Genomic DNA, 20,056 nt, shown 5'->3' on the forward strand with positions numbered 1-20,056 from the left:
CGCTGGCGGCGAGGCTCACCGCCGACGGCGGGTACAGTCCGCGCGCACGCAGCCTGTCCAGTCACAGTTGCGTCATGCACGAGGGAAGGAGCACGCGATGAGCGATGAACGCAGTGACGGCCTGACCAAGGTCGTACTCGACGAAACCGAAATGCCGACCCAGTGGTACAACGTCATTCCCGATCTTCCGGCACCGCCTCCGCCGCCGTTGCACCCGGGCACACGCGAGCCGATCGGTCCTGATGACCTGGCTCCGCTGTTCCCGATGGGTCTGATCATGCAGGAGGTCACCGGCGAGTCCTACGTCGACATCCCCGGCGACGTGCTTGACGTGTATCGCCTGTGGCGGCCGAGCCCGCTCTACCGCGCTCGCAGGCTTGAAGCTGCGCTGGACACACCCGCAAGGATCTTCTTCAAGTACGAAGGGGTCAGTCCGGCCGGTTCGCACAAGCCGAACACCGCCGTGCCGCAGGCCTTCTACAACCACGCCGAGGGCGTCACGAAGCTCACCACCGAGACGGGGGCCGGACAGTGGGGCTCAGCGTTGGCGTTCGCAACCGCCCAATACGGCATCGAGTGCGAGGTGTGGCAGGTGGCTGCTTCGTATCGCCAGAAGCCGTATCGCAAGACGATGATGGAGATCTGGGGTGCCCGCGTGCACTCGAGCCCATCTGACGCGACCGAGTACGGCCAGTCGCTGCTGGCAGCCGATCCCGACCACCCGGGCTCGCTGGGTGTCGCAATCTCCGAGGCAGTGGCTACCGCGGCTGCGGACCCCAGCGCCCGTTACGCGCTCGGCAGCGTGCTGAACCATGTGCTCATGCACCAGACGATCATCGGGGAAGAGACGCTGCTGCAGTTGGCGAAGATCGGCGAGACGCCCGACGTGATCGTGGGCTGCACGGGCGGAGGCTCGAACTTCGCCGGGCTGGCCTTCCCGTTCCTGCGGGAGAAGCTGGCCGGACGGATGGACCCGACCATCCGCTGCGTCGAGCCTGCTGCCTGTCCGACGCTCACCCGGGGCGAGTACCGCTACGACTTCGGCGACACCGGAATGATGACCCCGCTGCTCAAGATGCACACCCTCGGCCACGGGTTCATTCCCCAGCCGATCCATGCCGGCGGTCTGCGCTACCACGGGATGTCGCCGCTGCTGTCGCACATCTACGACCTCGGTCTGGTGGAAGCGCTGGCGCTGCCACAAGAGGAGTGCTTTGCGGCGGCAGTGCAGTTCGCCCGCAGCGAGGGCATCGTTCCCGCACCCGAACCCACGCACGCCATCGCTGCGGCGCTGCGCGAGGCCGAAGCGGCGAAGCAGGCCGGGCAGGAACGCACGATCCTGACTGCCATGTGCGGGCACGGTCACCTCGACCTCCCGGCGTACGAGGCCTACCTCTCGGGCGCACTTGTCGACGTGGACCTCAGCGACGAAGCCATTGCCGAGGCGATGACCGGCATACCAGCGGTGGGCTGAACCTCGGACCGGAGGCACAGCATCGCCGGCCTACAGCGAGCACCGGGATGCGTTGAAGGTTGCAACCCCAGCGTGACTTGCCTGATGGGACCCGGTGGTACAACCGCTGAGACATGGAGGGCCGCGTAGCCTCGGAGCGACGCGAGTGAACAAATGACTGAATCCGACCATCACCGCGCCAATAGCTCTCGAGAGGCGATTGGCGCTGTCCTCGAGGCGGCACAGGACACCTCGCGAGTCGCTGGATTGCAGGCCCCGGCGGGCGGACGTCTCCAGGCGCGAGTTCTCGAAAATCAAATAGACTGAAAAATACTGAGATTCTAGAGTCGCCTGGGTGCCGACGGTGCGAGAGGCGATACGGATGGTCACCGCCGATGGCAGGCACCTCAAGAACACTCGTGGCAGCCATCGTCACTACGTACACCCGTACAAGCCGGGTAAGGTCACGATTCCGGGCAAGCTAGGAGGCGAGGTTGCTCCGGGTACGTGGAAGAACATCGTGCGGCAGGCCGGAGTAGCGAAGGGACGGTCCCGATGAGCACTATGACCTACACCGCGATCGTCGAGACGACGGGCACGGGCTACTCAGCGTATGTACCGGATATCCCCGGCTGCATCGCTGTCGGAGAAACCTACGAGGAGACCGTGCAGCAGATGCAGGAGGCGCTCACGTACCACCTTGAATGGATGCGCGAGGACGGCGACGAGATCCCCGAACCGATCTCGTCCGCGGCCCAAGTAGAGGTGTCCGCAGGCACCGACTGACATTCGGAGGTATCCCGGCCGACGCGGCAGAATTGCTGACCGTCGCGTGAAGGCGAACATGCCCGACACGAAACTGCTGATGCGCCTGAGCGTGTGCACGCTCCTGAATTCACAGCGCTGAGCATGGCAGGCTGCCGCGATGTCATTGGGGTCATTGGGCTTGCCGACGCAGCAACGGTCGATCCCGTGCGTGCTGATGCGCGGCGGCACGTCGCGCGGCCCCTATTTCTTGGCTGACGATCTGCCGACCGATCTCGACGTGCGTGATGCGGTGTTGCTCATGGTGATGGGCTCGCCCCAGGGACGGCAGATCGACGGGCTAGGCGGCGGCACGACCGTGACCAGCAAGGTGGCCGTGGTGGGCCCCTCGAGCCATCCCGATGCGGACGTCGACTACCTCTTCGCTCAGATAGATCCCGTCTGGGGCACGGTGGACACCAAGCCGACCTGCGGGAACATGCTGGCTGGCGTGGGCCCGTTCGCCATCGAGTACGGGCTCGTGCCAGCGGGAGATCCGAGCACGTCGTTGATCGTCCGCAACGTGAACACCGACACCTTCATCGACGTTGTCTGCCAGACGCCGGGCGGCGAGGTGAGCTATGACGGCGACTGCGCCATCGACGGAGTCGACGGCACGGCCGCGCCGATCGAAGTGCGATTCCGCGGCATCGAAGGCTCGGTTACCGGCTCGATGCTGCCGACAGGACGCACGAGCGAGGTGGTCACGGTCGCTGGTCGGCGCACCGACGGCCCGACGGAGGTCGAGGTCACACTGATTGACGTAGCGATGCCGATGGTGCTGGCGCGGGCTTTGGATCTTGGCTGCACCGGTCGGGAGACGCCGGACGAACTGGAGTCCGACAGTGCATTCATGGCCCTGATGGAGACCATTCGCCGTGAGGCCGGTGCCCGGATGGGTCTCGGCGACGTGTCGCAGAGCGTCGTCCCGAAGTTCGGAATGCTGTCGGAGCCACTGCACGGCGGCACCATTGCTTCTCGCTACTTCACGCCGACGCAGTGCCATCCGACCCATGCGGTCTCCGGTGCGATCTGCGTGGCAGCGGCCTCGGTGATGGTCGGCACGGTGGCTGCGTCGCTGGCAGCTCTGGCGGCGGGTCAACCCGACGGCACTGGAGCCGCTGTCGGTGGCGTGCCCGTCGACATCGCAATCGAGCACCCGAGCGGCACGTTTGATGTCTCGCTGCTGGCGGGGCGACTCGCCGATGGCGTCCGCATTCACGCAGGCGGTGTCACCCGCACGGCCCGCAAGATCATGGCTGGGATGGCCTACGTGCCCATCGACATCTGGCCAGCCTGAAACCAAGCCGCCCCTCGAACCCGCCCGCCTCGAAGCTGAGCAACCCCCGTAGCTCGGGACAGCCGTGGCGGCCTCGTAGCGGCAGGCTTGTCGTGGCTGGTTCGTTGTGGCTTGCTGGCGGAGGGCTATTCGCGCTGCCACAAAGGCAGGGCCACCGGCACCGACTGCGCCCGTCCGGGCGGCTCCGTTCAAGTCTGAGCGGATAGGCGGCGATGCCCGGCAGCCCCGCTGTTCTCGACTTTGCGCAGAAATGCCGCTACAGGCGGCAAATTTGCACAGAGAACGCTCGACGGCAGCTTTTACAGATGTCACCCATCCACCCGGCCTCTTAGCCTGTGGCGATGCGTAGGCGCCTTGCCGCTGTGGTGGCAGCGTTAGCGATCTTCGCGGCCGGATGTGGGAGCGAGACCGACGACGCTGAAGGGTCCCTTCCCGCGACTCCCGCAGCACAGACGTCCGCCCCCACCACGACCGCCACAGGCGACCCGGCGACAGACGCCACAAGCGACCCGTCGGGCGTAGAGACCAGCGGCACCGAACCGGCGCCTGCTCCGACAGCCACTCCCGCCCCGACACGACAAGACGTCGCCGAAGCCCACCCCAGCGATGCCTACTTCGCCCTCGAGCGCGTGCTGGACATCACCATCGAGATCGCTGAGGAGGATTGGGACACGCTGCGCCACCAGACCCGGACGTTCGAGGACGTGATCGCAGAAATCAACAAGTACGGCCTGTCCCGGCCCTTTGCCGACATCTATGACTGGTTCGGGGCCACGGTGACGGTGGACGGCGAGACCCACGCCGACGTCGGCGTGCGCAAGAAGGGGTTCCTCGGCTCCCGGAGCGACACGAAGCCGGCCCTCAAGCTCCGCTTCGACAAGTACGTGGACGACCAGTCGCTCGGCGGGGTCATGGAGCGGATGACCCTGAACAACAGCGTCCAGGACCCCTCGATGATCAATACCTGCCTGTCGTACCGGGTCTTCGCCGCCGCCGGCAGTCCCGCGCCGCGCTGCAACTTCGCCACCGTGTCGGTCAACGGAAAGAACCTGGGGCTCTACGTCCACGTCGAGGAAATCAAGGCCCCGTTCCTGTCACGCCACTTCGAGAGCGCGGCGGGCAACCTGTACGAGGGTACGGTCAGCGACTTCACACCGGAATACCGCGGCACGATAGAGAAGAAGACCAACGAAGACGCCGCCGACTGGTCCGACATCGACGCCATGGTGGCGGCCCTGGGGGACCCCTCAGACGCCGGCCTGGAGGCGCTGGGCGAGATCGTGGACCTGGACCGGTTCCTCTCGTTCTGGGCGACGGAGGTGCTGGTGGGGCACTGGGACGGGTACGCCGGCGACCGCAACAACTATCACTTCTACCGGGAGCCCAACGGCCCCTTCGTGTTCATACCGTGGGGCACCGACGACACCTTCCACTTGAAGGACGACCCCAATCCCTTCGACAACATCTCCAACCCGCCCCCGTCGGTGCTGGCCCTCACGGCCATCCCGAACCGCCTGTACAACAACCCCGACTGGCGGGTCGAATACGCCGCCCGACTGACCGAGATCCTGGACACCGTCTGGGCCGAGGACGAGCTGCTGGCTGCAGTGGACAACATGGCCGCCATCGTGCAACAGCACGCCCTCCCAGAGGACAAAGCGACCGCCGCCGCCGACACCGAGCGGGTGCGCAAGTTCATCCTGAAGCGCAGAGGCGAAATCCTCGCAGACCTGACGCCCACGCCGCCCGACTGGCCCGAGCCGGCGTACATCCCGCCTGTTGCCCAGTCGGGAACCCTGGACGTCACCTTCCAGACGACCTGGGGAAGCAACCTGAGTCCCAACCCCCTGGAGAACGGGACGATCGACAACCTGATGCTGAACGGGTTCGAGGAATCGACCGAGCGCGTGGGAGTTTCAGCCGGTCACTCCAGCCCGCAGGAGAGTGTCCTGCTTCCGGAGGTTGACAAGCCCGCGTCGATCGTCGTTGCGGGACTCAACGACGACGGCTCCGTCTCCGGGATGACGCTGGCCGTGGAACTGGACCTGTTGGCGGCGGGAGCCACGCTGGTCATCGGCGCAGACGCCATCGCGGGAGGAATATGGTCCATCCCGCCCGGAGCGTCGACGCCGGACTGGTTCTCGCCCTTCACCGAGGGTGTGCTTGAACTGTCGACGGCGGGGACGACACCCGGCGCAGCCATCGTCGGCACCTTCTCCGGCGTATACGGATCTTCCCTGGCTCCCAGCGAAGTCGACGCCCCCGACGGGTAGGTCGTCGATGCTGGCCGATTTCAGTCCCAGTCGAGCCAGAGTTCCTCGGGACCCCGGAAGGTGATGTTCGGGAACGACCAGTAGTCCTGGGGCGGCAGCCGCAGCGAGGACACCTGCTGGGTCAGGATCTCGAGTGCGATCCGAGCCTCCATCCGGGCCAGGTTCGCTCCCAGGCAGAAGTGGATGCCCTTGCCGAAGCTGATGTGGCGGTGCGGGTCGGGTCGGTTGAAGTCGTAGCCGTTGACATCGAAGCTGTCGGTGTCGGCGAACGCAGACGGCTCGCGGTTCGCCGCTGCGAAGTTCAGGAAAACCCGCGTGCCCTTCGGCAACTGCACCCCGCCAAGCTCGGTGTCACGTGTGGTCACCCGGCGCCAGGCCACCTGGCTGGAGTCGAATCGCAGGGTTTCCTCGACTGCCGTGGGAATGAGCGATGGGTCGGCGCACAGGGCGTCCCATTGGTCGCGCCGAGGCAGCAGGCAGCGCAGCGTGTTGCACAGCAAGTTGGTGACCGGGTCGTGGCCGGCGAATGAGATCCCGTAGATGATCGACTCGACTTCTCGGTAGGTGAGGCCGGTGCCGCCTTCGGGATCCGGATCGGCGTCGTGGGCGTCGAGCAGTTCCGAGCAGAAGTCGTCGGTGCGGTTGCGATGGCGCTCGGCCACGAATTCACGGCAGTAGCGCCAGTACGCCAGCATTCCTTCGGCCATGTGGGCCTGCTCGGCGGCCGTGGGTTTGCCCCAGGCGAAAGCCTTGCGGTTGACGCACCACGACTTGAGCATCAGGTCGTCTTGGGGCGGGAAACCGATGAAGCGGAACACGATCTCGGCTGGCAGCGGGAATGCCACGGCCTTGACGTAGTCAGCCGGCCGTTCGCCAGCCACCATCTCGTCGATCAACTCGGCGGCCCGGGAGCGCATGTAGTCCTCGAGCGTGCGCAGCCGACGTACCGAGAACCCGCCGCGGGTGTGGACGCGGATTCGCCCGTGGTCGGGCTCGGCCCGGTTCGACATGACCGCCTGGGGGTTGTAGTCCGGGGCGGACAGCACTTCGGCCGCCTCCGAAGCCAGCGGGAAGATGGGGTCTTGCACATTGGATGAGGCATAGGTGTCGGGGTCCATGAACACGGCCTCGATGTCGGCCATGCGTGTCACCACCACGTGACCCATCTCGGCGGCGTAGAAGACCGGGTGATCCTCACGCAACTGGTTGGCGATGGGGTACGGATCGGCCAGGTACTCATCGCTGAGAGGCGACCAGCTCTCGTGCACCGGGCAGCCCGGCGGTGGGGGCGCCAACCGATCTGGTGCGGTGTGGTACGAGTCTGTGCTCACCGAGCTGCCTTCCTGTGGACCGTCGTGCGCTCGCCGGTTCCGGCAACGCCTATCATCGTCGGCCCACGGGCGATTGGCTCAGATGGTTAGAGCGCTGCCTTCACACGGCAGAGGTCACTGGTTCGAGTCCAGTATCGCCCACACAATCGGTGCCGGTCTAGGCGTGGGAGTTCACCCATGCTCGGCGAGGTGATCGAGCAACAGCTCGGTGAAAGCGCCGGGCGCTTCGTCGGTGACGAAGTGGTTGACGCCCGGAATTTCAGCGAAGCGGTACGGGCCGGTCACATAATCCGCCGTGTTCTCTGCGGCCATGCGACCGACCGTGACGTCCTCGTTCCTCCACACAAACATCGTGGGCACGGTGATTGCTGGCGTATCGCTGGACTGGATACTCGACTGACCCATTGCCCGATACCAGTTGACCGCCGCCTCGAGAGCCTCCCGGTCGGAGAGCGTGTCCAGATAGGCATCGATGTCGGCCTCGGGAACGGCGTTGCGAGCCATTGCACGCCGAAGTGCTCCGGCGTTGTCGACCAACAGCGCATCGGTTGCCTCGGGGCGCTGGAATGCCGGGTGATGGCGGGAGCGATGGGGCTGATCGGGGTCGTCACGCATGGCTGCCATGAATGCCGCGGGATGGGGCCGCGAGATGACGGTCAGCGAGATGATTCGCTCGGGAAGATGTGCTGCTATGAACCACGCCAGCGCTCCACCCCAGTCGTGTCCGACGATGTGAAATCGATCAGCGCCCAGGCTGTCGGCGATCCCCAGCGCATCGGCGACCAGCAGTTCGACGCGGTAGTTGTCGATGCCGTCGGGGCGGGCACCTGCGGAGTAGCCACGCTGATCGGGCGCGCATGCCCGGTGCCCCGCCGCCGCAAGTGCGGTCAATTCGGCACGCCAGGTGTGGCGAGTCTGAGGAAAGCCATGCAACAGCAGGACTGCCGGGCCCTCATCCGGGCCCGCCACATCCGCGGTGAATCGAAGCCCGTTCGCCTCGATAACTGTGTTGCGGACTGCTGTGGGATCTGCCATGGTCCTTGGCTCTTCCGCCGCTAGATGGGCGCACAGCATGCCGCAACGCTGGGGTCGAGAAATTGTCAGCAGACTCGCGAGTATTTCGTAATACGTTGAGCTGCTGTGCAATTCCACAGCTCGGCGCATAGGCGCGGACTCGACGAGCAGGCGATTTTCCATGCAATACGCAATGCACTCACCGTCATTGACCTCGAAGACGGCGAACTCGACGCGCTCGCCGATGAGGTCGAGGCGACGAACTATGACGTCGAAGCGCTGAAGATCCGTCGGCGTGGTCGACCACCTCTGGGCTCAGCGCCAGCTGATGTCGTTCCGGTGCGCATCGACCCCGAACTTCGGGACCGCGTCACGCGGGCGGCCCAATCGGCGGGAACGACGACGAGCGACATCATCCGGAAGGCGCTGCGGCACTACCTCGCCGTCACCTAGGCATCGTCCCTCAACGCGGGCAACCTCGTAGTGCCGCCGGTTTAGTGGATGGCTGCGTCGGGGTAGGACACGTGGACTGATATGAGGGCTTGACGGCCGGTGCTGCAGATCTCGATGGCTCGTTCCAGACCCGGTTATCGGCGATCAACGTGAGCAGTCCGAGACCCTGTGAGGCCGCGGCGTGGTGGACTGCCATCGGGTTCGAGAACACGTACGAGCCGTCGGGCGTCCAGCTCGTTGTCCCATTTGACGAACTCGCGGACGATGCCCCCCTGGTCGAACATTTCTTGACCCCAATGGATCGGGGCGTTGCGGCTGCCGAGTCGCCCCTGCTCGGTAATCGGTGTCCGGCCCGAGGCGAACAGCAGCGGCATTCCGGGGGGCCAACCTGACCGCTCGCCTACGATCTATTCAGCGACTGAAGTCGCTCCCCGAAGCGCGCAGCAGAGTGCGCAACCGGAGTGCCGCCAGAACTTGGACGGGGAGGCCAGGGTGATCATCGACTGCCACGGCCACTACACCACAGCCCCTCCACAACTTGGCGGCTACCGCGCCACCCAGCGCACCGCACTCGAAGCTGACGCGGCCCACGTCGGCACTAAGGGTGTGCTCGACATCAGCGACGACGAGATTCGCGAGAGCATCGAGCAGAACCAGCTGCGCCTGCAACGCGAGCGCGGCTCGGACCTCACCATCTTCTCGCCACGGGCCTCAGCGATGGGCCACCACGAAGGCAACGAGCACACCTCGCGCTTCTGGTCCGAGCACTGCAACGAAATCATCCGCCGGGTCTGCGATCTATTTCCTGAAAACTTCGTACCGGTCTGCCAGCTGCCTCAGTCACCCGGTGTTCCGATCGACAGCTCGGTGCGCGAGCTGCGGCGCTGTGTCGAAGAGATGGGCTTCATCGGCTGCAACGTCAATCCCGATCCCTCCGGTGGTTTCTGGACCGGCCCGCCGCTGGGCGACCCTTACTGGTGGCCCCTGTGGGAGGCGATGACAGAGCTCGATGTGCCGGCGATGATCCACGTCAGCGATACCTGCAATCCGAACTTCCACGCCACCAGTTCGCACTATCTCGGAGCCGACACGACGGCGTTCGTCCAGATGATGATGTCCGATCTGTTCATCGACCATCCCGACGTGAAGTTCGTGATCCCTCACGGCGGGGGAGCAGTGCCGTACCACTGGGGTCGGTTCCGTGGCATGGCGCAGGACAGGGGCCTTCAGCCGCTCGATGAGTTGCTGCTGGGCAATGTGTTCTTTGACACCTGCGTGTACCACCAGGCCGGCATCGACGTGCTTGTCGAAGTGATTCCCCCACAGAACATCCTGTTCGCGTCCGAGATGGTGGGAGCCGTCCGGGGCGTCGACCCGACCACCGGATTCAACTTCGACGACACCAAGCGCTACATCGACGCGGCCGATCTCACCGATGAGGCCCGCCGCATGATCTTCAGCGAGAATGCCTTGCGGGTGTACCCACGCCTGGCCGGCGCGCTGGAAGCCCAAGAGCAAATCGCTCAGACAGCAGGCCAGGAGGACTGATGGCTGCTCGACACGTTGTCATCCGCACGATCGAACGGACGGATTCAGCGAACATCGCGGGCTTGGGCGAGGCCGGCACGGCCACCGTGCACGAAGCCATCGGCCGCCGCGGCTACCTCGGTCCTGAATTGCAGCCCATCCAGCAGGGCATCAAGGTGGCAGGTTCAGCCGTGACGGTGATGTCCCACCCAGGCGACAACATCATGATTCACGCGGCGGTCGAGGTGTGCGAGCCGGGCGACATCCTGGTCGTCACCAACACGGCGCCGTCGACACATGGCATGTTCGGCGACCTGCTGGCGTCGTCGCTCATGGCTCGAGGCGTGGTGGGGCTCGTGATGGATGCCGGGGTCCGCGACACGATGGATCTGCGGGCAATGGGCTTCGCCGTGTGGACCCGGCACGTGTCCTGCGAGGGCACCGTGAAGAACACCCCGGGCTCGGTCAATGTCCCCATCAGCATTGACGGCATCATCATCAACCCGGGCGACGTCATCTGCGCCGACGATGACGGCGTCGTTGCCGTGCCGCGGGGCGAGGCCGCCTGGGCACTTGACCAGTCGAACGCCCGGCTCGCCAACGAAGAGGGCAGCCGGGCTCGCCTGCAAGCCGGGGAATTGGGGCTCGACATGTACGGGCTGCGCCAGAAGCTCGTCGAACTCGGTGTGGAGTGGGTCGATTAATCACGAAGAGCAGAATCACGTCATGACGGCTGAGGTCGTCGTCACCGGGACGGGTTCCCCTATCCCTGGGGGCTTATATCGGGTGTTAGCCGTTTGTTTGTGAGGATCTGGGTAGCCGCTGGTGCGGTTGGGCTGGTTTCCCTCCGGCCCGGTCCTCTTTCGACGGCGAAGTCCCGCACCGCATCGGTGACAGAACATCGACGTGCCCGCTGCTCTCGGTTCGACAACCCGGAATGTGGTTTGCGAACCTGAAGACTCGGCTAGCGGGTGATGCGCACGGTGATGGAGTCGCCGTGCTCCCAGTCCAGGATCACCGGCCCCCAGTCGTACCCCCGGCACTGCTGGCGGACTCCGTCGATGGTGCGGCCGAAGTCCCAGTGCCTCATATTCTCGCCGTGGAACTCCAGCCACTTGTCGTCGTCGCCCAGGCGCAGCTCGAAGGTGCGGGGCGCGAATATCGGCCTTGGGCACAGCCGCAGCCGCACGAGACGCCAGCCCGGCGTGTAGCTCAGTTCCAGCACCTCGCGGGATCCCCCGCCGAAGCTGAAGCTGTTGTCGGTCAGGGCGCCGAATCGTTCGTCTCTGCCGGTCTGCTTGGACCAGCCGACGAAATAGCCCATGTGGCCGGTGTCTAAACCGTCGGGGTACTGGCCGCCGACGGTGAGGGTTTCGCTCCAGATTGCGGCTCCTTCGGGAGCGGGCGCAGGATCGGGCGCGTCTACCTGCCAGGTCTCGAAGGCGAAGACGTTGTCCTGGCCGTCATTGGAGGACTGGACGGCGCCGCCGGGGACGTCGATCCACAGCTTGCCGTCGATGACGTCGTCCACCAGGGCGCTGTACACCTGCCCGGGGGTCTCCGTGTGGAAGTCCGTGATCTGGAACTCGTAGGACTCGGTGCCTTCGCTGGTGTACCAGGCTCCGATGTCGGCCGCCTCGAAGCCCACGACGTCGTAGCTCTCGTCGCCGGCGAGGTTGGTGTCGGTGAACGTGAAGGTCACCCGGAACGGCCCGGTCACGGGCTCGGTCACGTCGGCGGTGATGGTGACCTTCGGCGCCGGTTTCGGCCGCGGCGTTCCGTTCCTGACCGTGGACCAGCCGCTCCAGCTGCTGGTGTTCCTGGCCCGTACCCGCACCTGGTACTCCGTCTCGTTGGTGAGCCCGGTGATCGTCGTGGAGCGGCCGGTTATCCCGGCCTGCTGGCGGGTGGCGTCGAAGCTCTGCGAGCCCGACTTCCACTGGACCTGGTACTCGGTGATGTCGCTGCCGCCGTCGTCTGCGACGCTCCAGGTGACGTAGAGGGCTGTGTTCCGGGACTCGACCGTCACCGAGGGCGCGTCCGGCGCCACCGCCATCGGGGTTGCGGTGTCCGATGCGGCTGCGCCCTTGAGGGTCGCGGTCCTGGCCCGGACCTCGAAGGTGTGGACCGTGCCGTTGACCAGACCGGTCACGAAGTAGAACGTGGTGTTGACGTTGCTTCCCGGGACGTCGGCCCAGGCGGTGAACGAGCCGCTCCCGGCCCTGTAGCGGTATTCGTAGCCCACTATCGGGTTGCCGCCGTCAGAGGCTGGCGCCGACCAGTCCAGGCGCGCCTTGGCGTTGCCCGCGGTGGCGTCGAAGCCCTGCGGGGCGCTGGGCACCGTCACCGGGACCTCGGTGACCTCGTTGGAGGCCGGGCCCTCGCCGCCCACAGGGTTCTTGGCCCTCACCTTGAAGCTGTAGCTGGTCCCGTTGGTGAGGCCGGTCACGGTGTGCTCGGTGGTGTTCTCGTCGGCGCCGGAGATGTCGGTCCACGAGCCGTAGGCGCCGTTGCCTGTCCTCTGCTGGTACTCGTAGCCGTCGATGGCGACCCCGCCGTTGAACGTCGGCGCGGCCCAGATCAGGCGCACCTGCTGGTCCCCGGGCTCTGCCCTGAGGTTGCTGGGCGCCGTCGGGAAAGTCGCCGGGACGACGTTATGGAGTAGTTGGGAGAAGCCTGGCCCGACCGTGTTGACGGCCCGTACTCCGATTGTGTGTTGGTGTCCGTTGGTGAGACTGGTGACAGCGAAATCCGTCGTGCCTGCGTCGCTGCCCGGCATGGTTGTGTAAAGGTTGACGACGAATATTCCGAGGTTACTGTCGTGGACTGAGTACTCATACCTCAGGATCCGGCTGCCAAAGTTGTCAGGAGTTGTCCAGGTGAGTGCCACCTGGCCGTCCCCTGCAGTGGCTTCCAAATTGCCGGGCTTGCTAGGCGCGTCGATCGTCGCCGTGGCCTGGTCGGACTCGGTGCCGCTGCCGTTGGCGTTGATGGCCCGGACCTCGAACGTGAATGTTGTTCCAGCGTTGTTTACGGCACTGAGTCCCTTGACGGTAAAAGAGGTCGCATTCACTCCGTTGGCCGCGCTGTTGAAGATGGTGGTCCAGTTGCCGAAGGAGCCGCTGTTCCTGTAGTAGCGGTACTGGTGCGAGGTGATGGCGCTGCCGCCGTCGGAGGCCGGAGGGGTCCAGGTCAGCGTGACAGCAAGCTGAGGCGTCTCGTCGGGGGCCGCCGTCGCCGCCAGGTCGGTCGGCGCCAGCGGAGTGGCCTGCAGGTTGACCATGACAGAGGTGCTGGACTGCGCCAGGTTGCCGTTGCCGGGAACGTCCGTGACGGCGTCTGCGTCGAGCTCTACGGTGATTGCTCCCGAGGTGCTCAGGAGCGCGGTGGCCAAGGTTACGGTCACGACTTCGTCCGTTGATGAGGCTGCGGTTGTCGACAGTGTCGTGGTTCCTTCCATCACCTTGATCTTGGTACGGTCGACATTGGAGAGGTCCTTGCTGAATGTCAGGATGATCTTGGTCCCGTCAGTTGAGGACCTCGGAGCGTCGCTGCCGGTGATCACCAGCGTCGGGCGTATGCCGTCTACCTTGTGGCCGGACTGGAGGGCAAGCACCAAGTGGGTCCGGGTCGCGCTGTTCGTCGTGCTGCCGGTCGCGTAGATCGTGCCGCTGTTGAGAACGAGGGAGTTCGCTTTGATTCCCACGCCGGAAGGCGCGGTGTCGCCCGCCACGACGGTGTATGAACACGCCATCGTGGTGGTGTTGGTGGCGGCGGCGCAGCTCGCTGTCTTGTCGGTCGTGCCGAACAGGAGCGTCAGTTGGGGCGAGCCGGTGATGTCCACCGCCTTGTCGAAAGTCACGGTCGCGGTCACCGAGTCGCCGATGGCGTAGGTGCTGTCGCCGCCCGGGGTCGAGGTCAGAGCGACTGAGGTCACCTCCGGGGGTACTTCCGCCACCGTGACCTGGGGGCTGTAGCGCGGGTATTCCCGGTAGCCGGGGTCGTCGTCGAAGACCACCCGCACCTGGATGTTGTTGTCCACGTCGTCAGCGGTCGTGGTATACGTCGGGCCGGTCTCGCCGTCCAGCTCGGTCACGTCGGCACCGTCGATCCGTATCCACTGGTAGTGGTAGTAGACGTAGGCGAGGCCGTCGGTGGCGTCGGTGATGCCGGATGTGTCGGCAGTCAGCGTTTCGCCCTGAAAAAGGGCGCCGGTGACCGCCGGCGCGCCGTCCGCGGGGTCGTTGCCCGGCTGGGCGCCGGGCAGGTCGTAGGCGTAGAGCTTGTCGTCGGTGGCGTCGACCACCCACAGCACCCGGCCGTCGAACCAGAGCCCGCGGGCGGCGTCGTTGCCAGAGTCGAGCGCGATGTTCTTGGAGGAGTCCTGGGACTCGTCGGACAGCTTGAAGGCGTAGACCTTGTCGTCCTCGCTGTCGGTCGCGAACATCGTCGTGGCGTTGGACCACAGCCCGCGCGGCTCCTGGGCGTTCTCATCGGCAGCAGCGCTGGACACGAACAGCGACTCCATGTCCTTGGCGGAATCGTGGGTTCTGTCCGAGCGCTTGTAGGCGAAGACCTTGTTGCCCGAGCCGGTGGCGTCGTTGGCCACCCAGATGGTGCCGGCATTGCACCACACACCCGTGGCCTCGCTGTTGGCCGCTGCCAGGGTGATGTCCTTGGCCGAGTCATGCGACTCGTCCGACATCTTGTAGGCGTAAACCTTGTCGTCGTCGCTGTCGGCGACGAACATGGTGGTCCCGTCGGAACACATCCCGCGCGCATCCCGGTTGCCGGCGGCGTGCAGCGTCTCGAAATCCTTGCCGGAGTCGCGGGAGCCGTCGACGCGCTTGTAGGCGAAAATCTTGTTGCCCGCGGCGCCGAGTCCGTCGTTGACCACCCAGATGGTGTCGTCGTTGCCCCAGACCCCCTCAGGGTCGGCGTTGTCGCTGTGCAGGTCAAAGCCGGTCACCCGCCGCTTGGGCGGGGTGAAGTCCCGATTGGTGTACACCGCGATCTCCAACACATCGCCGTTCACGACCAGGTTGGCAAGGTCGGCACCCTGATAGAACACGTTCGCGATGCTGAAGCCTGAGGCCGCGCCCGAGTCCTCGCTATCGGTTGAGGTTTTCTGCAACCTGTGCTCGGTGCCGCCGAGGTGGCTCCACACCATCACGTAGGTGGTGCTCGCCTCCAGCGTCGTTCTCGGCGGCGCCTCGAAGAAGCTGTGGCCCGCCCCGTATTCGGTGGGACTGACGAGGTCGAACAGCTTCGCGCCCGGCTCCCCGCCCGTAGAGGCGTGCACGGCCACCGACACCGACGTCGGACCGTCAGGGAAATTACTGCCGGAGCCTTCGATGTTGATGCCGATGCCCCGCAGCTCGAAGCGGCCCGCGTCGGGACCGGTCGTGAAGCCCTGCGACAGCACCTTGTTGGTGCCGCCGAGGGAGACGTAGCTGTTGTCGGTCTGGCCCAGGTTCTGCGCCATCGCGTACAGCGGCACGCCGAGGACGGCCGACATCGGTGCATGGGGAGTCGCAACATCGCCATGGTCTGAGAGGGTCACGCCGGGCGCCGTCGGCGCGTCATACCCTTCGGAGACGCCGTATATGCGGATGAGGGCCTGGCCCGTTCTCGTGCCGACACCAAGACCATACGGGTCTTCAAGATCCTGCCTGAAGGTGTATGTGTTGCTGCTTCCTCCTGCCACGGTCGCGCCTTGCGGAGCCGTCCATTCAGTTATGCCTGCTTGGTGGCGTGTATTGATCAGCCTGAACAGCTTGGTGCTCGTGTCGCTCGTGCCGTCGAGCAGGTGCCACGGGTTGGTGATGCCGCCGGACAATTCTGTGGTGTCGTCCGAGCGCCATGAGAAACCGCGGACGAGGTAGCGGTCCGCTTCTCCGGCACCCATGCGCAAACAGCAGATGTCGCCAATCGAGATGACTTCCTGGTCACCCTCCCAGGGTTGGGCGTAGGTCGAGGCCAGGATGCCGCTGGCCCGCCTCGAGCCCTCGACGGCCAGGCGCAGCACGTCGTCGCGCGGGGTGACCGAAGTACCCCAGCGTCCAGTCTCACTCAACGCTCGGACCCTCGCGGTGTCCCTGAGTTCGGCTCCCGCCTCGCCGCCGGCGTCCTCAGCGTCCGACGTCGTCTCCTTGATCGACAGCGAGGCGCCGAAACCCGACAGCACGATGTTGTACTTGACACCCGGGTACGCGATCACGCCCGCCGGAGCCGTGAACTTGTTGGCGCCGACGACGAACGAGGGCGGGTTCTTGAAGTCGAACAGCTTGGTTTCCGGTTCCCCGCTCTGACTGGAGTGGTCGCCGATCCACAGCGAGACGGTCAGACCAGACGACGGGACCGCCGCCAACTCGATCGAGACGCTGGAGATCTCGTAGCCCTGGCCGTGACTGCCCAACATGAACTCCATGGCGTACTGCTGGGCGATCGCCGCCGTGGCCGACGTCGACTGGCCGGTGTTGCTGACCAGCGTCCTGGTCTGCGACGGGCCGGCCGGTTCGGTGACCGGGCCGAACGGCAGGCTGGTCACAGACTCCGAGTAGTTGTGCCGGTCCGTGAACGAGACTTCCACCTTGATCAGCTTGCCGATGTCGTCGTCGACGAGCTCGTACCTGGGTGAGTCGGTGCCGATATCGGTCTCGTTCGCGCCGTCGACCCGGATCCACTGGTAGGAGTAGGTGAACTCGATGACATCGCCTATGTCGCCTGTAAAGGGGAGCCCGTTAGCGTCGGCAATGCCCACAGTGTCGGCAAACAGGTAGTGGGCGCCCTCCGCGGAAGCCAGGACTCTCGGCAGGCCGGTGGCGTCCTGGTTCGGCGTTCTATAGCCACGGACGTTCATGAAGAACGCCTCGTCGCCCCCGCTCTTTTGCTGCCATGTGCCGCCGTTGTTCCAATCGAACTTGTTTTTGATGTTCCAGCCCGTGAGACCGGTCGCGTCTTCTCCGGCGGAGGTGGTGGTGTTGAGCGTGACGCTGCCGGTGCCGCGCTGCTTGATCACCACCACGTAGTTGGTGTTCGCCGAGAGGGCGAGGCCGTCGTGCGAGAAGAGAAGCAACTCGGCCGCGAAGCTGACCGGCACCGTCAGGGCCGTGCAGTCGGCGGTTGGAAACTCGTCGTCGGTGGTGTCCGCCTCGCAGATCTCGACATCGAAGTCGTCGCCCTCTGCATCGCCGGAGTCGATGAACACATGGGTGAGCGTGTAGGTGTCGCCGCCGGCCGTGCGGAAGAGCTGCGCATGGTCGTTGCCACCGGTGCTGAGGGTGTCACTGTTCGCTTGATTTAGGTTTCCCACGAGATCGCGCTGGCTTTGCGCCTCCGCCTGCGTCGACCAGAGGAGCACGCCGCCCAGCACCAGCGCCAGCAGGGCGAGCAGCCCGATGAGCGGCAGGGGGAGCGGCGCAAGGCGCCGGGAGGCGGTCATGACCTACCTCCGGCAAGCCGAGGCAAGAGAAATCCGGGGGGGGGGGGGACCGGCGGCCGGTCGTGCGCCTGCGAGTTGTGGTGATGGGATCGTGTGAGCACGCCGCCCTCCTGTGCCAATGTGACTGCTCTAGCAGGCTGCTGAATAAGTGCCAATATCGCGGACTGGCGGAGGCAAAGCCGCTGGTCAGAGGAGTGGCCGATTGGCCGAAACCGGCTTTTTCAGCATCCTGCTAAGAACTCATCCTAACATGCACCATTTCGATTGTGTGAGCACACGGCGGATTCAAGTGGTCGTCGCAACACCTTGATAAGGTCTTCGGGTCCTCCATGACGAGTTCGGCCAGGCGGGCGCGCCGAGCGCTCCCAAGGCGTACCTCGCCAGGTGCTGATCGAAGTGATCGATTGTGGTTCCTGCATTAACGTTTCCGAGGCGTGAGCAGGCCTTCCGGAATCCTTGCGGAGCAACGCGTCACGGGTCATAGCATCGGAGCGATGTCGGCAGGCGTGCGCTGCATGGTCATGCGGGGCGGCACATCCAAGGGTGCGTACTTCATGGCCGACGAGTTGCCTGACGATCCCGACGAGCGCGATGTGCTGCTGGCGCGGATTATGGGCTCGCCCGACCCGCGCCAGATCGACGGCATCGGCGGGGCGCATCCGCTGACCTCGAAGGTGGCCGTGGTGTCGCGGTCCGAGGATTCCGAGGCTGATGTGGACTACCTGTTCCTGCAGGTCGGCGTCGAGGATGGCTCGGTCAGCGACCGGCAGAACTGCGGCAACCTGCTGGCCGGCGTCGGGCACTTCGCCATCGAGCGGGGCCTGATCGCCGCTTCGGGCACGCAGGCGCAGGTGCGCATCCGCATGGTGAACAGCGACTCGCTGGCAACGGCGACGTTTCCGCTGGACAGAGGCCGTCCGGTCTATGACGGCGAGACGGTGATCTCGGGAGTGCCAGGCACCGCAGCGGAGGTTCGCCTGGACTTCGCAGACACTGCCGGCTCGACATGCGGCGCGCTGCTGCCGACCGGCGCGGCGGCCGACGTGATCGACGGCGTCGAGATGACCTGTGTGGACAACGGCATGCCGACCGTGGTGCTGCGGGCGGCAGATCTCCAGATCGCAGGAGACGAGGATCCGGCGGTGCTGGAAGCCAATCAGCCGTTCCGGGAGCGGCTCGAGAGCATCCGTTGTCAAGCAGGCAAGCTGATGAACCTCGGCGACGTGAGCGGAACGACGGTGCCGAAGATGACGCTGGTGTCGGCACCCCGAGCGGGCGGCAGCATCTGCACGCGGACATTCATCCCGCACCGCTGCCATGACGCCATCGGTGTGCTGGGCGCGGTCAGCGTGGCGACGGCACTGCGGCTGCCCGGCGGCACCGGCTCGGAGTTGCTGGGGCCCCGAACTGACCCGGACCTCGTCCAGATCGAGCACCCGACGGGCATTTTCGCCGCACAGGTGGAGCTCGCGGACGGTCCGGACGGCCCGGTCGTGGGGCGCTCAGGCATCGTCCGCACAGCCCGAAAATTGTTCGACGGTGTTGTCTTCCCGAGCAGCGCAGCGATTCCCCGGGGCTCCTGATGCAACCCACGATCCTGCCGCCGCATCCCTCGCCGCACGCACCGGCAGCGTTCACGCCACCGCCCGGCGCGACCGATGCGCATTGCCACATCTTCGGGCCTGCGCACCGGTTCCCCTTCGCGCCCGAGGCCACCTACACCCCGCCCGACTCCGGCATCGACGACTTCGAGGTGCTGCAGGAGCGCTTGGGGTTGTCGCGGGCGGTCTTTGTGCAGGCAAGCTGCCACGGCACCGACAACGCGGCCATGGTGGATGCGCTCGTGCGGGGCAAGGGCCGCTATGCGGGCGTCGCGATGATCGACGAGTCGTTCAGCGAGGCCGACATCGCAGCGTTGCACGACGCAGGCGTGCGAGGAACCCGCTTCAACTTCGTGGCCCACCTCGGCGGTGCGCCCGACCTCGACGTGTTCTGGCGGCTTGTGGGCCGGGTGCAGCCCTTCGGCTGGCACATCGTGCTGCACTTCGACGCGAAGGATCTGCCGACCTACGCTTGGCTGCTCGACCGCATGCCGTGCCCTTATGTCATTGACCACATGGCTCGGGTGGACGCGGCGGCTGGGGCGGGGCAGGAGCCATTCGCAGCCCTGCTCGGGCTGATGTGCGATGAGCGCGCCTGGGTGAAGGTGTCCGGTGCAGAACGGCTCACAGCCGGCGGGACTCCGCCCTATGACGATGTCGTGCCCTACGCGCAGGCGCTCATCGCTGTGGCGCCCGACCGGATCCTGTGGGGCACCGACTGGCCCCATCCCAACGTGCGGCACATGCCCGACGACGGCGACCTCGTCGATGTGCTCGCATCATTCGCCCCCGACGAGGGCGTTCGCCACCAGATTCTGGTCGCCAATCCCGAGACGCTGTACGACTTCGGCTGAAG

Annotated in this window: 13 protein-coding genes and 1 tRNA gene; 11 read left to right on the forward strand and 3 right to left on the reverse strand. The window is 65.6% G+C overall.

Going from position 1 to position 20,056, the window contains the following annotated elements:
• Nucleotides 1-97: 97 nt before the first annotated feature.
• The 5 genes from ACOQPH_RS02765 to ACOQPH_RS02785 all read left to right on the forward strand — a co-directional run bounded on the left by ACOQPH_RS02765 (nucleotide 98) and on the right by ACOQPH_RS02785 (nucleotide 5,830).
• The gene (locus tag ACOQPH_RS02765; protein ID WP_420623225.1) at nucleotides 98-1,474 is read left to right on the forward strand and encodes a TrpB-like pyridoxal phosphate-dependent enzyme; all 1,377 of its coding nucleotides are present in this window, start codon (nucleotides 98-100) and stop codon (nucleotides 1,472-1,474) included.
• Nucleotides 1,475-1,835: 361 nt separating this feature from the next.
• Nucleotides 1,836-2,012 carry a type II toxin-antitoxin system HicA family toxin gene (locus ACOQPH_RS02770; RefSeq protein ID WP_420624294.1) on the forward strand — a complete coding sequence of 59 codons (177 nt, stop codon included), beginning with the start codon at nucleotides 1,836-1,838 and terminating at the stop codon, nucleotides 2,010-2,012.
• On the forward strand, nucleotides 2,009-2,239 hold the full coding sequence (locus ACOQPH_RS02775; protein WP_420623226.1) for a type II toxin-antitoxin system HicB family antitoxin: 231 nt from the start codon (nucleotides 2,009-2,011) through the stop codon (nucleotides 2,237-2,239). Before ACOQPH_RS02770 ends, ACOQPH_RS02775 begins: the two co-directional genes overlap by 4 nt.
• 139 nt (nucleotides 2,240-2,378) lie before the next feature.
• Entirely contained in the window at nucleotides 2,379-3,557 is a 1,179-nt protein-coding gene (locus ACOQPH_RS02780) for a 4-oxalomesaconate tautomerase (RefSeq protein ID WP_420623227.1), read from the forward strand.
• A gap of 341 nt (nucleotides 3,558-3,898) precedes the next feature.
• Entirely contained in the window at nucleotides 3,899-5,830 is a 1,932-nt protein-coding gene (locus tag ACOQPH_RS02785; protein ID WP_420623228.1) for a CotH kinase family protein, read from the forward strand.
• A gap of 20 nt (nucleotides 5,831-5,850) precedes the next feature.
• Here the strand turns inward: ACOQPH_RS02785 and ACOQPH_RS02790 are convergent, their stop codons facing one another.
• Nucleotides 5,851-7,161, reverse strand: a complete 1,311-nt coding sequence (locus ACOQPH_RS02790) for a cytochrome P450 (RefSeq protein WP_419552566.1) — start codon at nucleotides 7,159-7,161, stop codon at nucleotides 5,851-5,853.
• A gap of 67 nt (nucleotides 7,162-7,228) precedes the next feature.
• On the opposite strand from ACOQPH_RS02790, the gene ACOQPH_RS02795 reads away from it, so the two are divergent.
• Nucleotides 7,229-7,302 (forward strand) — tRNA-Val (locus tag ACOQPH_RS02795).
• A 30-nt stretch (nucleotides 7,303-7,332) separates the two neighbouring features.
• Here ACOQPH_RS02795 and ACOQPH_RS02800 read toward each other — a convergent pair.
• Nucleotides 7,333-8,196, reverse strand: a complete 864-nt coding sequence (locus ACOQPH_RS02800) for an alpha/beta fold hydrolase (protein WP_420623229.1) — start codon at nucleotides 8,194-8,196, stop codon at nucleotides 7,333-7,335.
• A gap of 105 nt (nucleotides 8,197-8,301) precedes the next feature.
• Between ACOQPH_RS02800 and ACOQPH_RS02805 the strand changes: the two genes are divergently transcribed.
• The 3 genes from ACOQPH_RS02805 to ACOQPH_RS02815 all read left to right on the forward strand — a co-directional run bounded on the left by ACOQPH_RS02805 (nucleotide 8,302) and on the right by ACOQPH_RS02815 (nucleotide 10,859).
• Nucleotides 8,302-8,628: a ribbon-helix-helix protein, CopG family gene (locus tag ACOQPH_RS02805; protein WP_420623230.1), complete on the forward strand. Its 327-nt coding sequence runs from the start codon at nucleotides 8,302-8,304 to the stop codon at nucleotides 8,626-8,628.
• Between the two features lie 492 nt (nucleotides 8,629-9,120).
• Nucleotides 9,121-10,176, forward strand: coding sequence for an amidohydrolase family protein (locus tag ACOQPH_RS02810; protein ID WP_420623231.1), 1,056 nt, complete (start codon nucleotides 9,121-9,123; stop codon nucleotides 10,174-10,176).
• Nucleotides 10,176-10,859, forward strand: coding sequence for a 4-carboxy-4-hydroxy-2-oxoadipate aldolase/oxaloacetate decarboxylase (locus ACOQPH_RS02815; protein WP_420623232.1), 684 nt, complete (start codon nucleotides 10,176-10,178; stop codon nucleotides 10,857-10,859). Before ACOQPH_RS02810 ends, ACOQPH_RS02815 begins: the two co-directional genes overlap by 1 nt.
• A 260-nt stretch (nucleotides 10,860-11,119) precedes the next feature.
• Here the strand turns inward: ACOQPH_RS02815 and ACOQPH_RS02820 are convergent, their stop codons facing one another.
• Nucleotides 11,120-17,599 (reverse strand): fibronectin type III domain-containing protein, encoded by a 6,480-nt coding sequence (locus tag ACOQPH_RS02820; RefSeq protein ID WP_420623233.1) that lies wholly within the window; start codon nucleotides 17,597-17,599, stop codon nucleotides 11,120-11,122.
• Between the two features lie 494 nt (nucleotides 17,600-18,093).
• Between ACOQPH_RS02820 and ACOQPH_RS02825 the strand changes: the two genes are divergently transcribed.
• Both ACOQPH_RS02825 and ACOQPH_RS02830 read left to right on the forward strand, forming a co-directional pair.
• The gene (locus ACOQPH_RS02825; protein WP_420623234.1) at nucleotides 18,094-19,182 is read left to right on the forward strand and encodes a 4-oxalomesaconate tautomerase; all 1,089 of its coding nucleotides are present in this window, start codon (nucleotides 18,094-18,096) and stop codon (nucleotides 19,180-19,182) included.
• Entirely contained in the window at nucleotides 19,182-20,054 is an 873-nt protein-coding gene (locus tag ACOQPH_RS02830) for an amidohydrolase family protein (RefSeq protein ID WP_420623235.1), read from the forward strand. The genes ACOQPH_RS02825 and ACOQPH_RS02830 overlap by 1 nt, the downstream gene beginning before the upstream one ends.
• Nucleotides 20,055-20,056: the final 2 nt, after the last annotated feature.

The sequence above is a fragment of the Candidatus Poriferisodalis sp. genome (genome assembly GCF_965221945.1).
Taxonomy (GTDB): Bacteria; Actinomycetota; Acidimicrobiia; order Acidimicrobiales; family Poriferisodalaceae; genus Poriferisodalis.

Bases quoted from the DNA above. Each gene is read 5' to 3' on its own strand.
- ACOQPH_RS02765 (WP_420623225.1), top strand. From the start codon at position 98: ATGAGCGATGAACGCAGTGACGGCCTGACCAAGGTCGTACTCGACGAA.
- ACOQPH_RS02770 (WP_420624294.1), top strand. From the start codon at position 1,836: ATGGTCACCGCCGATGGCAGGCACCTCAAGAACACTCGTGGCAGCCAT.
- ACOQPH_RS02775 (WP_420623226.1), top strand. From the start codon at position 2,009: ATGAGCACTATGACCTACACCGCGATCGTCGAGACGACGGGCACGGGC.
- ACOQPH_RS02780 (WP_420623227.1), top strand. From the start codon at position 2,379: ATGTCATTGGGGTCATTGGGCTTGCCGACGCAGCAACGGTCGATCCCG.
- ACOQPH_RS02785 (WP_420623228.1), top strand. From the start codon at position 3,899: ATGCGTAGGCGCCTTGCCGCTGTGGTGGCAGCGTTAGCGATCTTCGCG.
- ACOQPH_RS02800 (WP_420623229.1), bottom strand. From the start codon at position 8,196: ATGGCAGATCCCACAGCAGTCCGCAACACAGTTATCGAGGCGAACGGG.
- ACOQPH_RS02815 (WP_420623232.1), top strand. From the start codon at position 10,176: ATGGCTGCTCGACACGTTGTCATCCGCACGATCGAACGGACGGATTCA.
- ACOQPH_RS02820 (WP_420623233.1), bottom strand. From the start codon at position 17,599: ATGACCGCCTCCCGGCGCCTTGCGCCGCTCCCCCTGCCGCTCATCGGG.
- ACOQPH_RS02825 (WP_420623234.1), top strand. From the start codon at position 18,094: ATGTCGGCAGGCGTGCGCTGCATGGTCATGCGGGGCGGCACATCCAAG.
- ACOQPH_RS02830 (WP_420623235.1), top strand. From the start codon at position 19,182: ATGCAACCCACGATCCTGCCGCCGCATCCCTCGCCGCACGCACCGGCA.